Raw genomic sequence first — 6,491 nt, 5'->3', positions numbered from 1 at the left:
ACTCAATCAACGATTTTTTCAGCAGTTAAACTGTGAATTATATAACGCTTATGGACCAACAGAAGTAGCGGTTGAGACTACTATCTGGTGCTGTCAGCCAAATTCCCAAATTTCTATTGGAACTCCCATTGCTAATGCCCAGATTTACATTCTCGACAGTTATCTCCAACCGGTTCCTATTGGTGTTGCTGGAGAATTACATATTGGTGGAATGGGTTTAGCGCGTGGATATCTCAATCGTCCCCAATTGACGGCTGAAAAATTTATTCCTCATCCTTTTGCTCAGGGGAAATTATATAAAACCGGAGATTTAGCTCGCTATCTTCCTGAGGGCAATATTGAATATTTAGGGCGGATTGATAATCAAGTCAAGCTGAGAGGTTTACGCATTGAATTAGGAGAAATTCAGACAGTTTTAGAAACTCATCCCAACGTTGAACAAACTGTTGTGATTATGCGGGAAGATACCTTATATAATCAACGGTTAGTTGCTTATGTAATCAGAAAAAATTCTTTATTAACTCCTCAGGATCTGCGTCGTTTCTTACAGCAGCAACTCCCCGCTTATATGGTGCCTTCTGCCTTTGTCATGTTGTCGGATTTTCCCTTAAATAACAATGGCAAGATAGACAGGAAAAAATTACCTATCCCCGATGAGACATCAATTATTGAATCTGCTTATATAGCCCCAAGAAATGAAAAAGAAAGCCTCTTAGCTCAGATTTGGCAAGATGTTCTTCAGGTATCCAAAATAGGGGTTAGTGACAACTTCTTTGAGTTAGGAGGACATAGCTTAAAAGCTATTTCTCTAGTGAGTAAAATTCAGGAAAAGTTAGGGCAATCTTTGCCCATTAAACAAGTATTCGCCCATCCTACCATTGCTGAACAAGCAGCATTATTAAGCACTGTTACCCCTCTGACGGTAGCCACTATTCCCCTTGTCTCTGCACAAGAAACCTACGAAACATCCCATGCTCAGAGACGTTTCTATGTCTTGCAACAGATGGATCTCAATAATGTAGCTTATCATATTGTTTCCACCCTCAAAATAGCAGGAGATTTTAGCCCCGATGTCTTTGAAAAAGCCATACAATTATTGATTTCCCGTCATGAATCCCTGCGGACATCTTTCATTTTAATTAACGGTGAACCACAACAGAAAATCCTGCAAAATCGTCCTTTTGATTGGGAATTTAAAGACTGGACAAATAAACCTGATGAAGAAATCCTAGAAACGATTGCAAAAGAGAGAAAACCGTTTGACTTAGAGAAAAGTCCCCTGGTGCGCTCTAAGATTTATAAACTATCTGCGAATGAATATATTTTAGAGTTAGAAATTCATCATATTATCTGTGATGGTTGGTCAATGAGTTTGTTAGCTAAAGAATGCTTACAATACTACTCTGATTTAGCCAAAGGATTACAGCCTAGTATAGAGCCATTGCCGATACAATATAAAGATTATGCAGGATGGCAAAATAATCTTTTAAGAAGCGAAAATAATCCCAAAAACCTAGATTACTGGCGGCAAAAACTGGACAATGGACAACTGACCAGAGTTCACTTACCGACCGACTTTAAACGTCCCCAAATAAAGACGTTTAAGGGTTCTCATTTAAGCTGGACATTTGACCGAGAAACGATTTCTAAATTAAGAAAAATTTGTCAAGAAAACGAAATAACCCTATTCATGGCATTGGTAGCGGCTGTAAAAATATTACTGTATCGCTACAGTGGTCAACATGATATTACTATTGGTACAGAAATCGCCACCAGAAGCCATCCTCAACTGCAATCTCTAATCGGTTTATTTCTCAATACCTTAGTTATTCGTGACCAAATTGAACCCGAAAAAGGCTACAAAAATCTACTCGCAAAGGTTCGTCAAACCGTTACCGAAGCCTTAGAACATTCCGATTATCCCTTTGATATTTTAGTAGAAAAATTAGCTGTTTCTAGAGAAATTAACCGCACTCCCTTGTTTGATATATTAGTCCTTCTGCAAAATTTTGATCAACCTGTAGGCTTGGAAAATATACAAATAAAATCTCTAGATTCCCTGACCCCGACCAGTAAGTTTGATCTATCTTTTGTGTTTAGTGAAGATCAGGAAAAACTCAGATTAGAGCTAATTTATAACACCGACTTATTCCAAGAGGAGAGGATGAAAAAATGTCTCATTCACTTCGATAAACTCTTGAATGAAATGCTATCTAATCCCGCCCAACCCGTCAAAGACATTTCTTTGTTATCGGCAGCAGAAACCGCTTTTATTGCCAATTTTATCAATCCTATTCCTCGCTTAGAAACCCGTACTATTATCCATGATTTTATTGACCAAGTTGCAGCCAAACCAGAGAAAACATCGATTATTTATCCAGGGGGTAAATTTAGCTATCAAGAATTACATGAACTAACTAACTTTTGGGCTTATGCCTTAAAAGAATTAGGCGTGGAAAAAGATAAGGTTTGTGGTGTTCTCCTAGAAGGAGATTATCGTCAGTTAATCGCTATGCTGGCAGTATTTAAAGCCGGAGGAATCTATTTACCTCTACGTTTAGATGAACCAGAGGAGCGCCGGCAACGCATGATGATTAAAACTAGCCCCGAAATTATCTTAGTTGCGGCTGAGAATTTAGAGGGGATTAAACCCCAACTATCCGCATTAGAAAAACCGCCTCATATCTTAGTGGTTAAGGCTCATAAAATTCAGCAATATCATCAGTGGAATGGCATGGATTATCAAGAGTTTCCTTGCCAATTAAGCAAACTGCAACCCCTTCTAGCTATGCCGGATGCTGATGATTCTAATTATATTATGTTTACTTCTGGCTCAACCGGTGAACCTAAAGCAATTTTAGGCAGTCACGGCAGCTTACGTCATTTCATTGATTGGGAAAAACGGGAATTTGGCATTAATGAAAGTTGGCGCTGTTTACAAATTGCTCAAATTAATTTTGATGCTTATTTGAGGGAAACCTGTGTGACTTTATGCTCAGGGGGAACTCTGTATATTCCAGAGAGTACAGAGCGAGAAGACTTAGAGCTTTTATTACTGCGAATAGGAGAATGGAAAATTAACTTACTACACACTGTCCCCTCGGTAATGCGTCTATTTTTAAAGATGGGGCGTGGTTTAGTTAATGCACATAATCTCCTGAAAAGTTTGCGAATTTTTGTCTTAGGAGGAGAGCCTTTATTTGTGAAAGAACTGGCTGAATGGCATCAAATTTTTGGCTCTCAGACAGAATTTGTGAATATTTATGGGGCAAGTGAAACTACATTTGTTAAGCATTTTTATCGAATTCCTAACCCTAATAATATTCCCTATGAACGGGTTCCGGGTGGTCAAACTTTGCCAGATGCCGCTTATGCAGTGGTTGATGGAAATCGCGCCAGGGCAATAGGAGAAGTAGGAGAAGTGTTCGTTAAATCCCCCTATTTAACCAAAGGTTATTATCAAGATGAAAGCTTAACTCATTCAGTTTTTGTGCCTAATCCTTTGAATGGGGGGAGGGATATAGTTTATCGTACTGGAGACTTAGGCAGACTGCTTCCTGATCTAACTTTAGAAGTAATAGGACGCAGTGACAATCAAATTAAATTAAATGGGGTACGGATTGAATTAGGAGAGATTGAAGATGTCCTCAGTGGGATTGAGGGAGTAGAAAAAGCCTTAGTTATGGCTAATAAAAAGGAGGAATTAGTAACCGTAATTGCTTATTATCAAGCAGAGGATACAGTTCATCAGGAATATATTCGAGGTAAATTAAAGCAACTCTTACCGATTTATATGCAGCCTAGCTTTTTAATGCGGTTAGAAGCTTTTCCCTTGTTACCCAATGGAAAAATTCATCGTCTAGCTTTGCCAAAACCCGAAGAAAATATTACTGACTCAACTAACCAAGTCCCAGATTTTAATCCACAAGAAGCTTTATTAGCTTCCCTTTGGGGTGAGTTATTAGAAGCAGAAGTTAGTAACAGTAATCAGTCATTTTTTGAACTAGGAGGAAACAGTCTAAAGGCGATGCGCTTAGTGTCACAAATCCGTAATCAATTTGGGGTTTCCCTCCGATTACGGGAAATTTTTACCCATAATACTTTAAAAGAACAAGCTGTATTAATTCAATCCCGACAAAAACGATGATCAACTTACCACAATCTGACTCAATTAACCCACTGGAAAAACAAAAATATTACCAAGTCTCTCACGGTCAAAGAAGGCTTTGGATTTTGCAGCATATCAGCGAATCTTCTAGTGCTTATAATATTAGGCTTGCCATGAGAATTAATGGCAAGTTAGATGTTTCTATATTAACAGCAGCCTTTCAAGAACTGGTGAACCGTCATGAAATTCTCAGAACCACTTTTACCAGTGTTGGGGGCAATATTAAGCAAGTTATTCATGAGCAAATACCCACAGAACAGTTAATCATTTTTAAAGATTTAAGAGCAGAAAAAGATGCTGAACTCTTGGCAGATGATTTAATTCAAGAGTCGGCAAATTTACCTTTTAGTTTAGAAAAGTTGCCCCTTATTCGGGTCTTATTGGTGCAGATTAAGTCAGAAGAATTTATCTTTGGTTTGACTGTCCATCATATTATTGGGGATGCACAATCACTTGATATTATCTTTCAAGAGTTCTTTACATTATACTCTGCTTATAGTCAACAAAAAAAAGCTGAATTACCCCCTCTTACCCTACAGTATAAAGACTATGCGGCATGGCAAAATCAGTGGTTAGAAAGTGAAGAAGTTAGAGAACAACATGAGTATTGGTGTGAGGTTTTTTCCGAACATCCCCCTATCTTAAACTTACCGATAGACTTCCCTCGACCTCAAGTAAAATCTTCTCAAGCGGCTTCCTACACTTATCAATTTAGTGAGAGTCTTAGCCAACAATTACAAACCTTTGCAACTAGAAATCAGACAACTCTATTTATTACCCTACTGACTTTCTTTAAAATATTACTCTACCGCCACACTGGCCAACGGGATTTAGTAGTTGGTATCCCTATTTCAGCACGGAATCATCCTGATTTAGAAAACCAGATCGGGTTTTATGTTAACACCTTGGCTTTGAGATCTTTATTACCAGAGGGAGTAACTTTTAAGCAAGTCTTAGGGGAAGTAACTAACACCTGTCTTGATGCTTATGAATATCGTGATTATCCTTTTGATAAATTAGTATCCGCTCTCAATTTAGAACGTGATTTGTCCAGAAATCCCTTATTTGATGTCATGTTTTCTCTACTGAGTAAAGAAAGCAAAACTGTCTTAAAAATTCCTGGTTTGGAACATCAACCTTATCCCTTAAAACCACGGATGGCTCAATTTGATATGACTTGGAGCTTCTTTGAAGATAGTCATAATCTTACATTAGTGATCGAATATGAGCCAGATTTATTTTTGCCTGAAACCATCGCCAGAATGAACGGTCACTTTTTACAAATTATTAAAAGTGTAATTCAGAATCCCGATTGTAAATTATCTGAGATTAATTTATTAACCCCTGAAGAACAGCATCAATTACTAATAGAGTGGAATCAAACCGAAGTTGCTTATCCTCAACAGTGTCTGCACCGGTTAGTTGAAGAAAAAGTTAGAGATAATCCCGAGGCAATAGCTCTTATTTTTGACGGCGAAAAATTGACCTATCGAGAGTTAAATAATCGAGCTAATCAAGTCGGTCACTATTTACAAGAAAAAGGCGTAACTTCAGAAGTATTAGTGGGGATTTTTATTGAGCGTTCTTTTGAGATGATTATCGGAATATTGGGAATTATTAAAGCTGGGGGAGCTTATGTTCCTTTGGATCCTAATTATCCCCCTGATCGCTTGGATTATATGATATCTGATTCAGCTATCTCTCTGTTGTTAACTCAGCAATCTTTAGTTCAATCTCTACCAGAAAATTGCCCCGAAATACTGTGTTTAGATACAGATTGGTTAAAGATAGCTAATTATAGTCAAGAGAATTTGACCTCTCCAGTTAAACCAGAAAATTTAGCTTATGTTATATACACTTCTGGTTCAACAGGAAAACCTAAAGGTGTGATGAATATTCATCAAGGAATTTGCAATACTCTAAAATACAATATTGATAATTATAATCTTAACTCTGAAGAGCGCATTCTCCAAATTACTCCCTTTAGTTTTGATGTTTCAGTTTGGGAAGTTTTCTCATCTTTAACATCTGGTGCTACCCTAGTCGTGACGAAACCCGACGGGTATAAAGATATAGATTATTTAATAGATTTAATTGTGCAAGAACAAGTAACTTGTTTCACTTGTGTTCCCTCAATATTGCGAGTTTTTCTGCAACATCCCAAGAGCAAAGATTGCCACTGTTTAAAACGAGTAATTGTCGGGGGAGAAGCCTTATCTTATGAACTCAATCAACGATTTTTTCAGCAGTTAAACTGTGAATTATATAACGCTTATGGACCAACAGAAGTAGCGGTTGAGACTACTATCTGGTGCTGTCAGCC

The 6,491-nt window shown here is 37.7% G+C and carries 2 protein-coding genes; both read left to right on the top strand.

The annotated features are described in order from the left end of the window. Positions 1-4,147 (top strand): condensation domain-containing protein (locus O9295_RS16510; RefSeq protein WP_288033934.1); only part of this gene is annotated, 4,147 nt, incomplete at its 5' end. Then, a partial coding sequence (locus O9295_RS16505) for a non-ribosomal peptide synthetase (RefSeq protein WP_288033932.1) occupies positions 4,144-6,491 on the top strand: 2,348 nt, incomplete at its 3' end. The genes O9295_RS16510 and O9295_RS16505, both read left to right, overlap by 4 nt.

Origin of the sequence: Microcystis sp. LE18-22.4A (assembly GCF_027531105.1) — a bacterium.
Classification (GTDB): Bacteria; Cyanobacteriota; Cyanobacteriia; order Cyanobacteriales; family Microcystaceae; genus Microcystis; species Microcystis aeruginosa.
The sequence above is the reverse complement of the archived record's forward strand: the minus strand, read 5'-3'. Positions and strand labels throughout refer to the sequence as shown.